We start from the raw sequence: 17967 nt of genomic DNA on the forward strand, positions 1-17967 counted from the left end.
GCCCGTCAGCAGGACCGCGAGCGCGGCGGTGGCAAGGCCCGGCGGAGTCAGGAGATGGTGAGGAGCTGGTGCCCCGCCGAGACCGTCGCGCCGGGCTGGGCGTTGATGGCGCCGATGACGCCGTCCTTGTGCGCCTGGATGGGCTGCTCCATCTTCATCGCCTCGAGGACGACGACCAGGTCGCCCTTGACGACCTGCTGTCCCTCCTCGACGGCGATCTTGACGACGGTGGCCTGCATCGGCGAGGCGACGGTGTCGCCGCTCGCACCCGAGACACCGCTCGCGGCGTGCGACCGACGGGAGGGCGGCACGGCGACGGGACGGCCTGCCGCAGCGGGCACGTGCGCCAGCCGATCGGGGAGGCTCACCTCCAGTCGCTTACCGGCGACCTCGACGACGACGGTGTGACGCCCCTCGGGTTCGGCGGCGGGTCCGGCTTCGCCGTCCCAGGCGGGGATGTCGTTGTGGAACTCGGTCTCGATCCACCGCGTGAAGACGCCGAAGGTGCCGTCCTCGGCTGTGAACGCCGGATCGCGGACGACCTTGCGGTGGAAGGGGAGAACCGTGGGCATCCCGGCGACCTCGAACTCGTCGAGCGCGCGACGGGAGCGTTCGAGGGCCTCCTCGCGGGTGCGTCCGGTGACGATCAGCTTGCCCAGGAGCGAATCGAAGGCTCCCGACACGCTGTCGCCGGCGGTCACACCGGAGTCCAGGCGGACACCGGGCCCGCCGAAGGTCTTGAAGACGTGGATGTCGCCGGGGGCGGGGAGGAACCCGCGACCGGGGTCCTCGCCGTTGATGCGGAACTCGAACGAGTGGCCGACCGGCTCCGGGTCGCCGTAGTCCAGCGTGCCGCCCTCGGCGATGCGGAACTGCTCGCGGACGAGATCGATGCCGGTCACCTCTTCCGAGACGGGGTGCTCGACCTGCAGGCGGGTGTTCACCTCGAGGAACGAGATCGTCCCGTCGGCGCCGATGAGGAACTCGCACGTGCCCGCACCGACGTATCCGACCTCCTTCAGGATCGCCTTCGATGCGGCGTACAGGATCTCGTTCTGCTCAGCGGTCAGGAAGGGGGCGGGCGCCTCCTCGACGAGCTTCTGGTGGCGGCGCTGCAGCGAGCAGTCGCGCGTCGAGACCACGACGACGTTGCCCGCGGCATCCGCGAGGCACTGCGTCTCGACATGGCGCGGCTTGTCGAGGTACTTCTCGACGAAGCACTCGCCGCGACCGAACGCCGCGATCGCCTCACGGGTGGCGGACTCGAAGAGCTCCTCGACCTCGTCGAACTCGCGGGCGACCTTCAGCCCGCGCCCGCCGCCGCCGTAGGCGGCCTTGATCGCGATGGGCAGGCCGAACTCGCGCGCGAACGCGATGACCTCGTCGGCTCCCTCGACGGGCCCGGGAGTCCCAGGGGCCAGCGGCGCGCCGACCTTCTCGGCGACGTGGCGCGCGGTCACCTTGTCACCGAGTGCCTCGATGGCCTCGGGGGAGGGGCCGATCCAGACCAGACCCGCACCGATCACGGCGCGGGCGAAGTCGGCGTTCTCGGCGAGGAAGCCGTAGCCGGGGTGGACGGCGTCGGCACCGGAGCGGCGCGCCACGGACAGGATCTTCTCGATCGAGAGATACGTCTCGGCGCTCGTCGACCCGCCCAGGCCGTACGCCTCATCGGCCAGGCGGGCGTGCATGGCGTCGCGGTCCTGGTCGGCGTAGACCGCCACCGACGACTTCCCCGAGTCGCGGGCAGCGCGGATGATCCGCACCGCGATCTCGCCTCGGTTGGCGATCAGCACTTTCGAGATTCCGGTGGTCACGCTCTGAGGCATGGCTTCGAGCCTACCCAGGAGCGGGGCCGCTCCTTTGGATCACTCGCACAAGATCATCGGGATTTCGTGTCGCGGGATCCACTAAGAGGACGTGTCGTCCACCCGGTTCCACAGCGAGGTCCACTCGACGCCGAGCTCCCGGACCAACCGCCTCAGAGTCGACAGCGACATCCCGACGACCGTGGACGGGTCGCCCTCCACCCGCTCGACGAACGCGCCGCCGAGACTGTCGACCGTGAAGGCGCCTGCAACGAGCAGGGGCTCTCCCGTGGCCACGTACGCGTCGATCTCGGCATCCGTCACGTCGGCGGCGAAGGACACGGATGCCGCGGCCACCGCATGCGCCTCGACGGGCACCGCGCCGGGGCGGACGAGGAAGACGCTGTGGCCGGAGTGCAGGATGCCGGTGCGACCCCGCATGGACTGCCACCGGGCGCGAGCCGACTCGGGCGTGTACGGCTTGCCCAGGATCTCGCCGTCGAGCTCGAACATGGAGTCACCGCCCACGACGATGCCCTCAAACCCCTCGTCGGCGAGCGTTGCGGCGACGTCTGCGGCCTTGCGCCGTGCGAGCAGCAGCACGTGCTCCTCGGGGGACAGAATGCGGTCCTCTTCCGCCTCGACGGCGGCGATCACGGCCTCCTCGTCGACCCGCGGCGCCCGGGTCGACGGTTCGATGCCGACCTGGCGCAGCAGCATGAGTCGAGCGGGGGAGGTGGAGGCCAGGCACACGCGCATACCGTCCACGCTAGCTGCGCGAGAGGCAGTCGATGACTGTTCGGCGCGACCCGGTGTGACAGCATCGAAGGATGCAACCCGGAGACCTCCTCGACCTCGAGATCACGGCCGTCGCGCACGGGGGTGTCTTCGTCGCCCGGCACGAGAACCGGGTGGTCTTCGTCTCCGATGCGATCCCCGGCGAGCGCGTGCGTGTCGCCCTCACGGACACGCGGAAGGAGTCTTTCTGGCGCGGTGACACCGTCGAGGTGCTGGACGCGTCGCCGCACCGCCGTCCGCACGTGTGGGCGCCTGCCGACGTGAGTACGCCTCCGGAGTCCCGCCCCGGCGGCGCCGACTTCGGCCACATCTCCCTCGCCCACCAGCGCGAGCTCAAGGCGGAGGTCCTCGGCGACGCGCTCGCCCGCTTCGCCGGCTCCGCTGCTCCCGTGACCATCGAGCCGCCGCTCCCGCAGACCATCGGCGACCGCGTCGTCGAAGAGTCCGAGGACGGCACGCGCTGGCGGACGCGCGTGAGCCTGCACGTGGACGAGGAGGGGCGCATCGGCCCCTTCGCAGCCCGGAGCCATCGAGTCATCCCCGTCGACGATCTGCCACTGGCCACTGCCGGTATCGCCCGTGCGGCGAGCCGGCGGCGCGGAGGCGCGCCGGGACGACTCGATCTCGTGCAGCCCGCGGACGGGCGCGTCCGCGTCATCCCGCGTGCGGAGTCCGGTCGCTCACGCCGACCGGCGCCCGTCGATCCGGCCGCCCGCGAAGTGGTCGTCGAGCGCGTCGGCGACCGGGAGTTCCGCGTCGACGCGGGCGGCTTCTGGCAGGTCCATCGTCTGGCCGCGGGCACCCTCCACGATGCCGTCGCGGACGCTGTCGCCGACGGCGTCGACCCCGACGGCTGGCACCTCGACCTCTACGGCGGGGTCGGCCTGCTCGCCGCATCCGTCGCGGGTGTCGGCGGCCCCACCACCCGGATCACCTCGGTGGAGTCGGACCCGCGTGCGACCGAGCACGCGGGCGAGAACCTGGCGGCGTGGATCGGCGCACGAGCCGAGACCGGTCGCGTCGATCGTTGGCTCGGGAATCTCGCTGAGACGGCGACGCCTGCTCAGCGCGCTCGCCTCGCGCGCGGCACGGTGATCCTCGATCCGCCCCGCGCGGGAGCCGGTCGCGACGTCGTCGAGCGTCTCGTCGGACTCTCCCCGGCACGCATCGTCTACGTCGCCTGCGATCCGGTCGCCCTCGCCCGTGACCTCGGGACCTTCTCTGCGCACGGGTACACGACACCCTCGGTGCGCGCCCTCGATCTGTTCCCGCACTCGCACCACGTCGAGGCGATCGCCGTGTTGACCCGGTGACGGCTATGGTGAGCGCATGATCCGCGTCGCTTTGATCGACGACCATGAATCCGTGCGGCTCGGCCTCGAGGCCGCGTGCAGTCGTACGGATCACATGCGCGTCGTGTTCTCGGGCGAGAGCGTCGCGGCCTACCTCGACTGGCGCACCCTCACTCAGGAGAATCCAGCGGACGTCGTGGTCCTCGATCTCATGCTCGGCGACGGTGCGACCGTGACCGAGAACGTGACCCGCCTCGTCCACGACGGCTCACCCGTCATCATCCACAGCGTGGCCGATCGGCCTGCGGCCGTCCGTGAGGCGCTCGTGGCCGGTGCGGCGGGAGTCGTGAGCAAGGCGTCGCGGATCGACGACGTCATCTCCGCGATCGACACGGTCGCGCAGGGGCACGCACTCGACAATGTCGAGTGGGCGTCGGCTGTGGACGGCGACCGTGCGTTCGCCGACGCGCAGCTCTCGTCTCGGGAGCGCGACGTCCTGCGGCTGTACGCTGCGGGTCTGCCGCTCAAGACCGTCGCCGAGCGCCTCGGTGTGGCGTACTCGACCGCGAAGGAGAACATCACCCGTGTGCGGGTGAAGTACGTCGAGGTCGGTCGTCCGGCACCCACCAAGGTGGATCTCCTCCGCCGCGCGATGGAGGACGGTCTGGTCGCGGAGGAACCCGGTGGCAGCTGAGGCCGCGACGGCGGGGACTCTGACGATCCCGCCCGACTCGACCTTCTTCTCGCGGGAGAGGGTCGAGCGCATCCTCGCGCTCGTCGTCTCGGTGGGCTGTGCGATCCTCGGCTTCCAGTCCCTCTTCCACGCCCTCGGGTCCACGCAGGAGGCGCCGGCCTGGAACGTCGTGCTCACGGTCGTCACGTTCGGCCCGCTCGGCCTGATGATCGCGGCCGGAGTCGGCGGGCGGTTCTACCGCATCCCGGCAGCGGTCTTCGCGATCGTCTTCCCGCTCGTGTTGATGGTCTGGCCGTTGGCGACGGCGGATCGAGAGACGGCGGGCGCGGGGGAGCCGTGGATCTGGTATCTCCTCAATGTCGCCACGGTGGCGACGGCCCTCGTCTTCCCCCTGTGGTTGCAGTACACGTGGTGCGCGGCGATCCCGGTGCTCTACGGCGTCGTACGGCTCATCCAGATCGGCGTGGACGGGCCGAATGTGATCCTCGTCTCCCGTCAGGTCGTCTACGCGATCATCCTGGCGGTCGTCATGATCATGATCGGGTGGATGCTGCGTCTGCTCGCCGAACGGCTCGATCGCACCCGGGAAGCGGCGGTGCGCTCGTATGCCGCGGCCGCAGCCGCGGACGCCGTCGAGCAGGAACGCATCTCGGTCGCCGCCCTGATGCACGACAGCGTCCTGGCCGCTCTGATCGCGGCGGAGCGCGCGTCCACGCCCCGTGAGCGCGATCTCGCGGTGGTGATGGCCCGCGACGCACTCACCCGGCTGGCGAACGCCGATCGTGAGGCGGAGGAAGGGCCGGACGAGCCGGTCGATCCTGCCTTCGTCGTCGAGGGGCTGCGTGAGGCGGCGCGTGAGCACGACATCGATCTCGATGTGCGGGTGACCGTCGATCCGCGCGCGCAGTCGCTCCCGGGTCGCGTCGCGCGTGCCCTCGTGCTGGCGGCCGATCAGGCGATCGTCAACTCCATCGAACACGCCGACGCCGTGGGCCTGCACGTCGAGGTCGGTGCCGACGATCGACGGATCGTCGTCCGGGTCGTCGACTCCGGCAAGGGCTTCGACGTCCACGCTGTCCCGGAGGACCGCCTCGGGATCAGCGGCTCGATCGTCGCTCGCACCGCCGCCGTCGGCGGGCAGGCGCTCGTTCGCAGTTCACGCCGTGGCACCGCGGTCGAGCTGCGATGGGAGTACCCGCGATGAACGTGCGCGTACAGACCGGCCTCTCGATCGTGGCGGTCGTCTTCACCGCCTACCTCGCTGTGGGCGGCCTCGTCTGGACGGCACCGGTGGCGCAGCCGGCGCTGTTCATCGCCGCGCTCTCGCTCTATCTGGTCACGACCTGGCTGTGTGTGTTCTGGGACGTCGTGCCACGCTCGCCGGGCGCTGCGCCGTCTCCGGTCGCGTCGGAACCCGACGGGCTCCCTCGCGGGCCTTCGCTCCCGCTCTGGCTGTGTCTGCTGGTGCTCGGCACCACGGTCGCGGTGCCCTTCGCCACCTGGGCCGCCGTGGATGAGAGCCTTCGCCTCGCCACGTTCGCGACGTGGAGCCTGGGCGGCGTCGGCGCGCTCCTGACCATCGTGACCGTCCGTCGTCGTCCCCTGGTGGCGTGGATCGGCGTGATCCTCCTCGGGATCTCGTCGTCGTTCTGGATCGGCATCCTCGACTCCCTCGCTCTCGGGCTCGTCGGCGCCGCCGTGTGGGTCGTCGCGGCGCAGCTGCTCACGCGCCTCGTCGACCGGGCGGCGGTCGACACCGCTGAGCTGACCGGCATCCAACGTCGTTCCTTCGAATGGCTCGCGAGCCAGGAGGGCCGTCGCCGAGAGCGCCGTGTGCGGGTCCAGCAGGCCCTCGCGGTGGCGGGCCCGATCCTCATCCGCACGATCGAGTCGGACGGTGACCTCGAGCCCGACGAGCGCGAGCGCGCGCGTCTCGCGGAAGGATCCCTCCGCGACGAGCTGCGGGGACCCCGCCTCCTCGACGAAGCGGTGCGCGCGAGGTTGCAGGAGGCCCGGCTGCGCGGCAGCACCGTCACGGTGCTCGATGAGGGCGGGTTGGATGCCGCCGGCCCGGCCGCGCTCGACCGCATCCGGAGCGAGCTCGCCGACGCTCTGAGGGACGCGTCCTCGGAACGGATCTACATCCGGACCTCGCCGCACCCGCGTGTCGCGGTCACCGTCGTCGGTCGGTCCCGCCGGCGCGACGACCCCGGTGGTGAGGAGGTCGTCGACCTCTGGCACGAGATCGCCCACCCGCGGCCGGTGGTCGACCGCCCCACGGCCTGACATCGAACGCTCCGGAAGAAGAAGAAGAGGCGAGGGGCGGCGAAGCCGCCCGCCCCTCGCCATGCGAGTGGTTACCCGAAAACCGACCCGCACATGCCGATCCGCGCTCTGAGGGATACGGATCGACAGAACGCAGAAGCGTTCCAGCGCTATTAGTCTCTCTGATCGCGAAAAAAGTGTCTGTAGGTACTTTGGGGGACATGTGCGGCGTCAGCCGGCCCAGCGCCCCCAGGGCACATCGCGGCGCAGGTCGTTCGCGACACCCCGGGCCGAGATGCGCCAGGCTGAGACGGTGGGCTCATCCGCGACCGCGGTGCTGGCTTCGTGGACCAGCGACTCGCTGACGACGGCGATCACCGCGGCGAGCTCCTCCGGAGTCGCCGAGCCGCGCCGCAGGCGGACGTGCGGCGCGTCCGCGGGGATGTCGTCGGGCTCGGTCACAGCGGGATGTTCCCGTGCTTCTTGGCCGGCTGGCTGGCCCGCTTGCCGCGAAGGGCGCGCAGGGCCTTCGCGACGGCGACGCGGGTCTGCGCGGGCTCGATGATGCCGTCGAGCTCACCGCGCTCGGCGGCGAGGAACGGCGAGGCGACGTTGTACGTGTACTCGTTCGCGAGACGCGTGCGGACCGCCGCGACGTCCTCGCCGGCTTCCTCCGCACGCTTGATCTCTCCGCGGTAGAGGATGTTGACCGCACCTTGGCCGCCCATCACCGCGATCTCGGCGGTGGGCCAGGCGAGGTTGATGTCGGCGCCGAGCTGCTTGGACCCCATCACGATGTAGGCGCCGCCGTAGGCCTTGCGGAGGATGACGGTGACCAGCGGCACGGTCGCTTCCGCGTAGGCGTAGAGCAGCTTCGCGCCGCGTCGGATGACACCCGTCCACTCCTGATCGGTGCCGGGGAGGTAGCCGGGGACGTCGACGAGGGTGAGGATGGGGATCGAGAAGGCATCGCAGAACCGCACGAAGCGGCTGGCCTTCTCGCCGGCGTCGATGTTCAGCGTGCCGGCCATCTGCGACGGCTGGTTCGCGATGACGCCGACGGTGCGCCCCTCGATGCGCCCGAAGCCGATGACGATGTTGGGCGCGAACAGCGGCTGGACCTCGAGGAAGTCCCCCGCGTCCACGATGTGCGAGATGACCTCGTGGATGTCGTAGGGCTGGTTGGGGGAGTCCGGGATCACCGTGTTCAGCACCCGGTCCGAATCGGTCGTCTCGAACTCGAACCCGGACTCGTACCCCGGGGCATCCGACATGTTGTTGTCGGGGAGGAAGCTGATGAGGGTGCGCGCATAGTCGATCGCGTCGTCCTCGTCCTCGGCGAGGTAGTGGGCGACGCCGGAGCGGGTGTTGTGCGTGTGCGCTCCGCCGAGCTCCTCCATGCCGACGTCCTCACCCGTGACCGTCTTGATGACGTCGGGGCCGGTGACGAACATCTGGCTCGTCTTGTCGACCATGATCACGAAGTCGGTGAGGGCCGGGGAGTAGACCGCGCCGCCGGCGGCGGGCCCCATGATGAGCGAGATCTGCGGGATCACACCGGAGGCCGCGGTGTTCAGGCGGAAGATCTCGCCGTACTTCCCGAGCGCGACGACACCCTCCTGGATGCGCGCCCCACCCGAGTCGAGGATCCCGATGATCGGCACGCCGCTGCGCAGAGCCAGCTCCATGACCTTGATGATCTTCTCGCCGGCGACCTCCCCGAGCGAGCCGCCGAAGGTCGTGAAGTCCTGCGAGTAGACGGCGACGGTGCGGCCGTGGATCGTGCCCGTGCCGGTGACGACCGAGTCGCCGTAGGGGCGCGAGCGGTCCATGCCGAATGCCGTCGTGCGGTGTCGGACGTACTCGTCGAGCTCGACGAACGAGCCGGGGTCGACGAGCAGCTCGATGCGCTGACGGGCGGTGAGCTTGCCCTTCGCGGCCTGCTTGGCGCGGGCGGTCTCCTCGGCGGAGACGACGGCTTCTTCGTAGCGGGCACGGAGGTCGGCGATCTTGCCGGCGGTCGTGAAGAGGTCGGGCTGATCGGTCACGCGTTCCACCCTAGCGAGCGCGTCCCGCGCGGCGTTGGATACCGGCGACAATCGACGGGCGTATCCGCTGTGGCATCCCTCAGCGTCGCGGCTGTCAAGCCGGACCGGGCCGTGCGGTCGCGCGTCTATGGTGACGACATGTCGATTCCTGAGAACGGATACCCCCGTGCCGCTGCGGTCAGCCCCCGCCTCCACGTCGCACCGAGCGTCGACTCGACCAACAAGAAGCTCCTGAAGGATGCCTTCGACGACCCCGAAGCACATCCCCACCTGTCCGTCGTCGTGACCCGTGATCAGACCGCCGGCCGGGGCCGGCTCGACCGCACCTGGGTCACGCCGCCCGATTCCGCTCTCGCCGTGTCCGTCCTGCTGCGTGTCGAAGCGGTCCCGGTCGAGCAGCGAGGATGGATACCCCTCATCGCGGGCGCGGCGATGACCTCGGCCGTCCGCGCGCAACTGGATGACCGCGAGGTCGGGCTGAAGTGGCCGAACGACGTCCTCGTCGGGGGCCTCAAGATCTGTGGCATCCTCGCCGAGGTCATGCCGGGCGATCCCCACTCCGTCGTCGTCGGGGCGGGGGTCAACACGCGGATGACCGCCGCGCAGCTGCCTGTCCCGACGGCCACCTCGTTCGCGGCACTCGCCCGTACCGCCGACGAGGATCGCCTTCTCGCCGACTACCTGACGAGACTCCGTGACGGCATCGCCGACCTCGCCGTGGGGGGCACCGCAGCCGGCCTCGCGACGAAAGCCGTGCGGGACGCCTGCACCACCATCGGCGGCCAGGTCTCCGTCTCGCTCCCCGACGGCTCCACCCTCACCGGCGTGGCGACCGGGATCGACGACGACGGTCGACTCGTCGTCGACGCGGCGGGCGTCGTCCACGTCGTCTCGGCGGGCGACGTCGTCCACGTCCGCTGAGGGATGGGCGCGTCGGCGGGACGTGCTCCTCTCGGCGCGTCATGATGGTTCCGTGAGCCAGCCGACCGCCTACCCGGGTCGCCCGCGGACGCCCGCCCCGGGCACCGCGGCGCCGGAACTCGTGATCGCGCGCTTCCGCCGGCACGCACGGCGTCTCATCTGGTCGGCGATCGTCCTGATCGCCGTCGCGGGTGCGACGGGGTACCTGAGCGGTAACCTGCCGTCGCCGTGGGAGGACTGGATGCTGTGGGTCGCCGCGGCCGTCGTGGTCCTACTGCTCGTGGTGCTGCCGTACCTCCGGTGGCTGTCGCACACCTACACCGTCACCACGCGGCGCGTGATCGAGCGCTCCGGCCTCGTTCAGCGGCGACGTGTCGACATCCCCCACGCGCGCGGCTACACGATCTCCGAACGCCGCGGGCCGGTCCAGCGTGTGTGGGGCAGCGGCACGCTCACCCTCGCCAACGGCGTCGACGAGCCCGTGCGGCTCATGGATGTCCCGTCCGTGCGACTCGTGCACGAGACCCTCTCCGATCAGGTCGAGGTCAGCCAGATCCTCGCTCATCGCGACTCCCACAGCGTCCCGGTCATCGCCTCGGAGGACTGACCGTCCCGGGCGTCCTCCCGTATGCGCGAGAATGTCGACGTCGGGAGGAGACGCATGGCACTGCAGGTCGGAATCGTCGGAGGCGGTCAGCTCGCGCGGATGATGATCGCGCCCGCCGTCGAGCTGGGACTCGGGGTCCGGGTCCTCGCGGAGGAGCCGGGAATGTCCGCCGGGCTGGCCGCGACGGCCGTCGGCGACTACCGCGACCTCGACACCGTTCTCGCGTTCGCGAAGGACGTCGACGTCATCACCTTCGACCACGAGCACGTTCCGCAGGACGTCCTCCGCGGACTCGTGGCCGAGGGGGTCGCCGTGCACCCGGGGCCGGATGCTCTCGCATTCGCGCAGGACAAGATCGACATGCGCACGAAGCTCGCCGAGCTGGGGCTGCCTCAGCCGGACTGGGCTGCCGTGACGGATGCCGCGGCCCTCGACGTCTTCATCGCCGACCACGGCGGGCGGGCCGTCGTGAAGACCCCGCGCGGGGGATACGACGGGAAGGGTGTCCGCGTGGTCTCGGCTGCCGCAGACGCCGCGGACTGGTTCGACGGTCTGGCGGACGGTGCCGCCCTGCTCGTAGAGGAACTCGTCCCGTTCACCCGCGAACTCGCGCAGCAGGTCGCGCGTCGACCGTCGGGTGAGCTCTTGGTCTACCCCGTCGTCGAGACCGTGCAGCAGGGGGGTGTGTGCGCCGAGGCGATCGCCCCCGCGCCGCACTCGGCGGGCCGTCTCGCGGACGTCGCCGCCGAGATCGGCGAGGCGATCGCGACGGGCCTGGGCGTGACCGGCATGCTCGCCGTCGAACTCTTCCAGACCGGGGACGAGCGGCTCCTCGTCAACGAGCTCGCCATGCGCCCGCACAACAGCGGTCACTGGACGCAGGACGGTGCGATCACGAGTCAGTTCGAGCAGCACCTCCGTGCCGTCCTCGACCTGCCGCTCGGGGACACGGCGATGCGCGCACCGCATGCGGTGATGGTCAACATCCTGGGAGGACCGGCGGAGGGTTCGCTCGGCGAACGCCTGCCCGACGCGCTCGCCGCGCACCCTTCGGCCAAGGTCCACACGTACGGCAAGGATCCGCGCCCTGGCCGCAAGGTCGGGCACGTCAACGTCGCTGGAGACGACCTCGACGCTGTGGTGTACGAGGCGCGCGCTGCGGCGGCGTTCTTCCTCGATTGACCCGTGCCGTTCCGGGGTTCTCCAAGCTCACGCGCCTAGCCTTGGTCGAGTGAACAGCCCCCTGCACTCGTCCGACTCCCCGCTCATCGGCGTCGTGATGGGATCCGATTCGGACTGGCGTGTGATGTCCGACGCGTCGCAGGCGCTGAGCGACTTCGGCATCCCCCACGAGGTCGAGGTGGTCTCCGCGCATCGCACTCCGGACAAGCTGCTGCGCTACGGGCGCGAGGCGCGAGGTCGCGGTCTGCGCGCGATCATCGCCGGGGCCGGCGGTGCAGCCCACCTGCCCGGGATGCTGGCATCGGTCACGACACTGCCCGTCATCGGGGTTCCGGTGCAGCTGTCCACGCTGGACGGCGTGGACTCCCTGCTCAGCATCGTCCAGATGCCTGCCGGCATCCCGGTCGCGACGGTCTCCATCAACGGTGCCAAGAACGCGGGGCTCCTCGCGGTGCGCCTGCTGGGCTCGGCCGATCCCGCGATCGCCGATCGTGTCGCGGCGTACGCCGCCGACCTCGAGGTGCAGGTCGAGGAGAAGAACCGCCGCCTGAAGGAATCCCTGTGAGCGGTCGCCGGCGGGGGGAGGGGGCATGAGCGTCCTGAGCCCGCCGCGGGTGACCTCCCGCCGTGCTCTCGTCGAAGAGCGGCCGCTGCGCCATCCCGACGCCTCGGCTCCGGGGATGATGACGAGGCGCGCATGGTGGCTCGTGGTCGCGAACTTCCTGCTTCCCGGCTCCGCGCAGATCCTCGCGGGCAATCGGCGCCTCGGCCGCCTCGGCATCGTCGCGTCGATCGTCATGTGGGCGACGCTCGCCGTGACGCTGTCGCTCGCCCTGATGTGGCGCTCGATGCTGACGTCGATCGTCGCCTCCTGGTGGACGCTCACCGTCGCGCAGGTCCTGCTGTGGGTGTACGCCCTGCTGTGGGTCGTCCTCACGATCGACACCCTCCGACTGGCTCGTCTGCGGCGCGTGCCGGGGCGTGCCCGTGCGGCGGTCGCCGTCGTCGCCCTGATCCTCGCGCTCGTGCCGGCCTCGGCTGCCGCCTACACGGCTCAGTCGGTGGTCGCCCCGCTGCGCTCGGGTCTGTCGATCTTCGCCTCCGGTCCGAGCGTCCCGCCCTCCGACGGCTACTACAACTTCCTGCTCCTGGGTGCCGACAGCGGCCAGGGCCGCGACTCCATGCGCTTCGACAGCATCTCGGTCGTGTCGGTGAACGCCGACTCGGGTGCGGTGACGATCTTCGGCATCCCCCGCGACCTCCGTCATGTGCCTTTCTCGGAGGGGCCGATGCGCGAACTGTATCCGGACGGTTTCCAGGGACAGACCTCGTCGACGTGCGGATGGTCGTCGGGCATCAATCAGCTCACCAACGCCGTCGAGGTCTGCCGAGAGGATCGCGGAGCGGGCCTGTACCCGGACGCCGCGGCGAAGAACACGACCCCGGCCGTCGAGGCCACGAGGGACGCCGCCGAGGGGATCCTCGGCATCGAGATCCCGTACCACGTCTTCATCGACATGCACGGGTTCGCGGATCTCGTCGATGCCCTCGGAGGGGTGCAGATCACCGTCAAGGAACGGCTTCCTGAGGGCCCGGGTCCGCGTTACGAGGGGCAGCCGGCCGACGAGTGGGCGACCGGCTGGATCGAAGAGGGCACTCAGGTCATGGACGGCGACACCGCCCAGTGGTACGCGCGATCCCGGTACACGACCAGCGACTGGGACCGCATGCGGCGTCAGCGGGAGCTGCAGACCGCGATCCTCGCGCAGGCGACCCCTTCCACGGTCCTGACGCGTTTCAGCGAGGTCGTCGCGGCGGGCAAGAACCTGGTGCAGACGGACATCCCGGACTCGCTGCTGCCCTACCTGGTCGACCTCGGGGTGAAGGCGAAGGATCAGAAGGTCCAGAACCTGGAACTGACGCCGAAGGGTGTCAACATCGACCCGGAGAACCCGACGGCGGACGATTGGACCAAGATCCAGTCCGAGGTGCAGCAGCTCCTCCACCCGCCGACACCGACACCGACGACCGCGCCGTGACGGCGCAGGGGGATCTCCGATGACGACGACGCTGAGATTCGTGTTCGACCCGTCCGCCCCGGGCACCGATCCCGACCTCGCCGTCGCCGCGCGGGAACTCGCGGCGGCCCTCGTCGCAACGGCGCCCAGTGGGTGCGAGGTGCGGGCCATCATCCCCGGCGACGCGGGGGAGGACACGCTCGCAGCGCAGGGCGTGACCGCGGCCGACCGTCTCCCCGTCGGATCGGCGGCCGCCGCAGCACTGTGGCGCCGCGGCCTCCGTGCCGGCGCCGGCGACGGCCTCATCCACTCCGCCACGCTCGCGGCTCCTCTCGTGCGGCACGATCGCGTCCACGATCACGACCAGACCGTCGTGACCCTGTGGGACGTGCGTCCGTGGGACCACCCCGACGAGGTGGCCCGGACGGATGCCGCCTGGGCCCGCGCCATGCTGCGCCGCGCCGTCCGGCACGCCGACGCCGTCGTCGTCCCGACGCACGAGCTCGCCCACCGCCTGGCGGACCTGGCGCCTCTCGGAGATCGGATCCGGGTGATCGCGGGTGCGCCCGAGGCCGCCCTGCGCGTGCCGACCGACGAGATCGGGCGCCGACGCGACCTCGACGTGCCCGAGGGGTACGTCCTGCTCTCCGGTTCGACGGCGGCGTCCGCTCGTCTGCGCACCGGATTCGAGGCCCTCGCGACATCGGGTCGTGATACGGCGGTCGTGGTGATCGATGCCGCCGAGGGTGAAGAGCCGGCGATCGCCGAACTCGCCGCGGCGGCGGGACTGCCGGAGCGTCGAGTGCACGTCCGCGGTCACCTCGACGCACCCGATCGCGCCGCCGTCCTGGCGGGCGCCGTCGCATTCCTTGCGCCGTCGGACGCACGCACCTACCCGTGGCGGACGCTCGATGCGCTCCGTCTCGGAGTGCCCGTCGTCGCCGCCGACAGCGCGACCCATCGAGAGCTGCTGCTCGACGGGGCGACGTTCGCCCCGGGCGATGCCGGCTCGCTGGGGGACGAGCTGGCCGCGACGCTCGCCTCGACGTCCGCGGCGGAGCGGCTCGCCGTCCTCGCCGCCGATCGTGGGCGAGCGTTCAGCTGGCCCGGCGCGGCGGAGCGGGTGTGGCAGCTGCACGCCGAACTCTGACCCGACTGAGAACGCCGCGTGAGCGGCGTGTCGTTCGGGTGATCTCCAAACGCGACTGGTAACAGAGCGCGACTTCAGTAACACTGTTCACATGCGCCTCACAGTCTCCGCATCCCGTCGACCCTTGCGGAGCTTGGCGATGGTGCTCGCCACCGTTCTCTCCCTGAGCGTGCTGATGGCCGTCGCGCCGATGTCGACGGCGAACGCGGCCGACCCGAAGCTGCCCTCGACCATCGAGGACGGCGGGTTCATCATCAGCGACGCTGAGTACTTCAACGGCGGATCGATGACGGCGGCTCAGGCGCAGAAGTTCCTCGAGACGCGGGTGCCCTCGTGCAAGGCGACGACGGGACCGACCTGCTTGCGCAACTTCACTGCGGACATGCCCGCGAAGGCGAAGGATGCCTACTGCGCTGCGATCCCGGGTAAGAAGAACGTCCGCGCCTCCGAGATCATCGTGACGGTCGGGAAGGCCTGTGGCATCAGCCCCAAGGTGATCCTCGTCATGCTTCAGAAGGAGCAGGGTCTGGTCACCTCGACGAAGCCGAGCGAGTGGAGCTACCGCGCCGCGATGGGCATGAACTGCCCCGACACCGCGCCGTGCAGCGCGGCATCCGCCGGCTTCTTCAATCAGGTCCACCTCGGTGCCCGTCAGCAGCAGGTCTACGCGAAGAACCCCACGAAGTACGGGTATCGGGCCGGTCAGGTGGCGACGGTCAAGTGGCATCCCAACAGCGCGTGCGGCACGTCGAAGGTGCTCATCAAGAACCAGGCGACGGCGAACCTGTACATCTACACGCCGTACCGGCCCAACCTGGCTGCCCTCGCGGCCGGCTACGCGACGGGCGACTCGTGCTCGAGCTACGGCAACCGGAACTTCTTCAACTACTACGTGCAGTGGTTCGCCCCGGAGGTGAACCGCTGGGGATCGGGAGCCGCCGCCCGCGTCAACGCGTGCACCGCACCGAAGGCTGCCGACGTCGTCCCGGCGTCTGCGGCGGCGACGGTCACGTCCGGCACGACCGCGCGCACGGCACCGAGCACGCTCTGCTCTACGGGCTCGAGCGGTGTGGCGGCCTCGACCAAGCTCACGGTCACCGGCACGTACGGATCGTGGGCGCGGGCGACGATCGGCTCCAAGTCCCTCTGGGTCGCGAAGTCCGCGCTCTCGATCGCGGGCGGCACGCCCTCCGGGAACGCGTGCGCCGTGCCGACCGAATCGAGCATCACGAAGGCCGGCGGCACGATCACCGTCATCTCGCAGAGCCTCAACGCACGCAAGGCGCCGTCCACGGCGTGCAGCACGGGTGTGCGGACCATCACCGCCGGACAGCAGTATCAGCGCACGGGAATCTACGGCGTCTGGTGGCGCATCCAGGTGGCCGGCTCGACCTACTGGTCGCACAGCGATTACATGACGGTCAAGGAGGTCCCGCCGGCCAAGACGATGTACCTGGCGACGACGACGAACATGACGCCGTCGGAGTCGTCGGCGACGATCCAGGCGACGCTCCGCAAGGGCACGACGGTCACGACGCTCGCCGTGTCGGGGGATCGGACGCAGATCACCGTCGACGGGATGACGGGGTGGGTGTTCTCGTCGAAGCTGTCGACGAAGAACCCCGGTGCGATCTCTGGTCAGGACCGGCAGGTCGTCGCGTCGACGCCGCTGCGGGCGACGGCATCCGCTTCCGGGAAGGTTCTGTCGACGCTCAAGGCGGGCACGAAGGTCACCGTGTACGACACCTTCGGGGCCTGGCGCGCGGTCACTGCGGGCTCGACGAAGGGGTGGATGCGGGACGCCGAGCTGCAGGTGATCGCGAAGACGATGTACCTGTCGGCGCCCGACAACGTCGCGTCGTCGGCCACCTCCACCACCATCCAGGCGACCCTGCGCAAGGGGACGGCGGTCACCGCGTCCACGGTGTCCGGGAATCGCACCCAGATCACCGTCGGCGGGATCACCGGGTGGGTCACCACAGCGAAGCTCGTCGCGAAGAATCCCGGCTCTGTCGCGGGTCAAGACCGCCAGAGCATCGCATCGACCCCGCTGCGGGCGACGGCGTCGGCGTCCGGAAAGGTCCTCACGACGCTGACGGCTGGTACGAAGGTCACGGTCCACGACGGCTACGGGATCTGGCGCGCTGTCACCGCGGGCTCGACACAGGGGTGGATGCGGGACTCCGAGCTGCAGGCGGTCTCGACGGCGAAGACGATGTATCTGGCGACGACGACGAACATGACGCCGTCGGTGTCGTCGGCGACGATCCAGGCGACGCTCCGCAAGGGCACGACGGTGAAGGCGCTCTCGGTCTCAGGTGACCGGACGCAGATCACCGTCGACGGGGTGACCGGGTGGGTGTTCTCGTCGAAGCTGTCGACGAAGAACCCCGGTGCGATCTCTGGTCAGGACCGGCAGGTCGTCGCGTCCACGCCGCTGCGGGCGACGGCATCCGCCTCGGGCAAGGTCCTCTCGACGCTGAAGGCGGGCGCGAAGGTCACCGTGCACGACACGTTCGGGGTCTGGCGCGCGGTGACCGCGGGTTCGACGAAGGGGTGGATGCGGGACTCCGAGCTGCAGGCGGTCTCGACGGCGAAGACGATGTATCTGGCGACGACGACGAACATGACGCCGTCGGTGTCGTCGGCGACGATCCAGGCGACGCTGCGCAAGGGCACGACGGTGAAGGCGCTCTCGGTCTCAGGTGACCGGACGCAGATCACCGTCGACGGGGTGACCGGGTGGGTGTTCTCGTCGAAGCTGTCGACGAAGAACCCCGGTGCGATCTCTGGTCAGGACCGGCAGGTCGTCGCGTCCACGCCGCTGCGGGCGACGGCATCCGCCTCGGGCAAGGTCCTCTCGACGCTGAAGGCGGGCACGAAGGTCACCGTGCACGACACGTTCGGGGTCTGGCGCGCGGTGACCGCGGGTTCGACGAAGGGGTGGATGCGGGACTCCGAGCTCAAGAAGCTCGACACTGCTCCCGCGACGAGCGCCAAGACGACCACCGCAGCGCTCAACCTCCGCGCTCAACCGTCGACCTCGGGGAAGGTGCTCGTCGTCATTCCGAAGGGCACGAAGGTCACCGTCACGGCATCGTCCGGCATCTGGCGGAAGACGACGTACCAGGGCAAGACCGGCTGGGTCAGCAGCGACTTCCTGCGCTGACGCGACACGAGCCCG

Annotated in this window: 15 protein-coding genes; 11 read left to right on the top strand and 4 right to left on the bottom strand. The window is 70.2% G+C overall.

Annotated features, from left to right (window positions below; all coding sequences use genetic code 11):
* Positions 1–47: 47 nt before the first annotated feature.
* Both AB0259_RS00790 and AB0259_RS00795 read right to left on the bottom strand, forming a co-directional pair.
* Entirely contained in the window at positions 48–1829 is a 1782-nt protein-coding gene (locus AB0259_RS00790) for a biotin carboxylase N-terminal domain-containing protein (protein WP_251583197.1), read from the bottom strand.
* 81 nt (positions 1830–1910) lie between these two features.
* The gene (locus AB0259_RS00795) at positions 1911–2567 is read right to left on the bottom strand and encodes a Maf family protein (RefSeq protein ID WP_366221190.1); all 657 of its coding nucleotides are present in this window, start codon (positions 2565–2567) and stop codon (positions 1911–1913) included.
* A gap of 71 nt (positions 2568–2638) precedes the next feature.
* Here AB0259_RS00795 and AB0259_RS00800 point away from each other — a divergent pair, with 71 nt between their 5' ends.
* Genes AB0259_RS00800 through AB0259_RS00815 form a run of 4 tightly spaced genes read left to right on the top strand, consistent with a single transcriptional unit; the run spans position 2639 to position 6878 of the window.
* Positions 2639–3919 (top strand): TRAM domain-containing protein, encoded by a 1281-nt coding sequence (locus AB0259_RS00800; protein ID WP_366221189.1) that lies wholly within the window; start codon positions 2639–2641, stop codon positions 3917–3919.
* Positions 3920–3935: 16 nt separating this feature from the next.
* Positions 3936–4592 carry a response regulator transcription factor gene (locus AB0259_RS00805; RefSeq protein WP_251583208.1) on the top strand — a complete coding sequence of 219 codons (657 nt, stop codon included), beginning with the start codon at positions 3936–3938 and terminating at the stop codon, positions 4590–4592.
* Complete coding sequence (locus tag AB0259_RS00810; protein WP_366221188.1) at positions 4582–5796, top strand: ATP-binding protein; 1215 nt, start codon at positions 4582–4584, stop codon at positions 5794–5796. Before AB0259_RS00805 ends, AB0259_RS00810 begins: the two co-directional genes overlap by 11 nt.
* Complete coding sequence (locus AB0259_RS00815; protein WP_366221187.1) at positions 5793–6878, top strand: hypothetical protein; 1086 nt, start codon at positions 5793–5795, stop codon at positions 6876–6878. Before AB0259_RS00810 ends, AB0259_RS00815 begins: the two co-directional genes overlap by 4 nt.
* Positions 6879–7088: 210 nt before the next feature.
* Here AB0259_RS00815 and AB0259_RS00820 read toward each other — a convergent pair whose 3' ends face one another.
* Positions 7089–7319, bottom strand: coding sequence for an acyl-CoA carboxylase subunit epsilon (locus AB0259_RS00820; RefSeq protein ID WP_251583214.1), 231 nt, complete (start codon positions 7317–7319; stop codon positions 7089–7091).
* Positions 7316–8914 (bottom strand): acyl-CoA carboxylase subunit beta, encoded by a 1599-nt coding sequence (locus AB0259_RS00825; RefSeq protein ID WP_366221186.1) that lies wholly within the window; start codon positions 8912–8914, stop codon positions 7316–7318. The genes AB0259_RS00820 and AB0259_RS00825 overlap by 4 nt, the downstream gene beginning before the upstream one ends.
* A gap of 129 nt (positions 8915–9043) precedes the next feature.
* Here AB0259_RS00825 and AB0259_RS00830 point away from each other — a divergent pair, with 129 nt between their 5' ends.
* The 7 genes from AB0259_RS00830 to AB0259_RS00860 all read left to right on the top strand — a co-directional run bounded on the left by AB0259_RS00830 (position 9044) and on the right by AB0259_RS00860 (position 17952).
* A complete protein-coding gene (locus tag AB0259_RS00830; protein ID WP_366221185.1) occupies positions 9044–9826 on the top strand; it encodes a biotin--[acetyl-CoA-carboxylase] ligase in 783 nt (260 codons plus the stop codon).
* A 52-nt stretch (positions 9827–9878) separates the two neighbouring features.
* A complete protein-coding gene (locus AB0259_RS00835; protein WP_366221183.1) occupies positions 9879–10433 on the top strand; it encodes a PH domain-containing protein in 555 nt (184 codons plus the stop codon).
* A gap of 54 nt (positions 10434–10487) precedes the next feature.
* Positions 10488–11615 carry a 5-(carboxyamino)imidazole ribonucleotide synthase gene (locus AB0259_RS00840; RefSeq protein WP_366221181.1) on the top strand — a complete coding sequence of 376 codons (1128 nt, stop codon included), beginning with the start codon at positions 10488–10490 and terminating at the stop codon, positions 11613–11615.
* 97 nt (positions 11616–11712) lie between these two features.
* On the top strand, positions 11713–12180 hold the full coding sequence (gene purE / locus AB0259_RS00845) for a 5-(carboxyamino)imidazole ribonucleotide mutase (RefSeq protein ID WP_366221427.1): 468 nt from the start codon (positions 11713–11715) through the stop codon (positions 12178–12180).
* Between the two features lie 25 nt (positions 12181–12205).
* Positions 12206–13654 (top strand): LCP family protein, encoded by a 1449-nt coding sequence (locus AB0259_RS00850; RefSeq protein ID WP_366221179.1) that lies wholly within the window; start codon positions 12206–12208, stop codon positions 13652–13654.
* Between the two features lie 19 nt (positions 13655–13673).
* Positions 13674–14783: a glycosyltransferase gene (locus AB0259_RS00855; protein WP_251583226.1), complete on the top strand. Its 1110-nt coding sequence runs from the start codon at positions 13674–13676 to the stop codon at positions 14781–14783.
* 91 nt (positions 14784–14874) lie between these two features.
* Entirely contained in the window at positions 14875–17952 is a 3078-nt protein-coding gene (locus AB0259_RS00860; RefSeq protein WP_366221177.1) for an SH3 domain-containing protein, read from the top strand.
* Positions 17953–17967: the final 15 nt, after the last annotated feature.

This window comes from Microbacterium sp. NPDC080005 (genome assembly GCF_040702445.1).
GTDB classification, from domain to species: Bacteria; Actinomycetota; Actinomycetes; order Actinomycetales; family Microbacteriaceae; genus Microbacterium; species Microbacterium oleivorans_D.